Source organism: Enterobacter sp. IF2SW-B1, from assembly GCF_001743375.1.
GTDB classification, from domain to species: Bacteria; Pseudomonadota; Gammaproteobacteria; order Enterobacterales; family Enterobacteriaceae; genus Enterobacter; species Enterobacter bugandensis.
In genome coordinates this window covers 1-450 of sequence record NZ_MJAA01000248.1, presented here as the reverse complement: position 1 = coordinate 450, position 450 = coordinate 1, and the positions used below count along the sequence as shown (strand labels likewise).

Sequence of the window (450 nt, the reverse complement as noted above, 5' to 3'; positions counted from 1 at the left end):
CGCGGCGACCAGCTGCTTGCCCTGACGGTTGTTCAGGCGAAGAATCGGGTTGGTGTCGGTGCCGCCATCGCCGTATTTGGTGGAGAAACGGGGGGTCGCGTGTGCCGCATGGGGTGTGCCTACCACAACGCCTTTGGACATCCCGGCGAAGCTGTACTGCGCATTCATGCGCTCGCGCGCTTACTCGTAGCCGCGCACAAAATCACTTAATTCAATGCCCGCTTCGCGCAGCGCCTCCTCGCTAGCCAGCACCGCGACATTGCTATAGACGGTAAGCACGCGATCGGGCAGGATGAACGCGATGGCGTCCTGGCAGTCCTGTTCGACCGCCTGAACCCCGTAAGGCAGCCGCACGGCGATAAACTGCAGCGCTTCGTCGCCCGTCTCTTCACGAAGCTCTGAAATCGCCATCTGGCAGAGTTTACCCGTCAGGGTAGAGTCCTGCCCGCC

At 61.8% G+C, this 450-nt stretch carries 1 pseudogene; it reads right to left on the bottom strand.

The features are described from left to right. Positions 1-450 (bottom strand): annotated as a pseudogene (gene nadE / locus A6013_RS24300) (NAD(+) synthase); the annotation flags it as partial.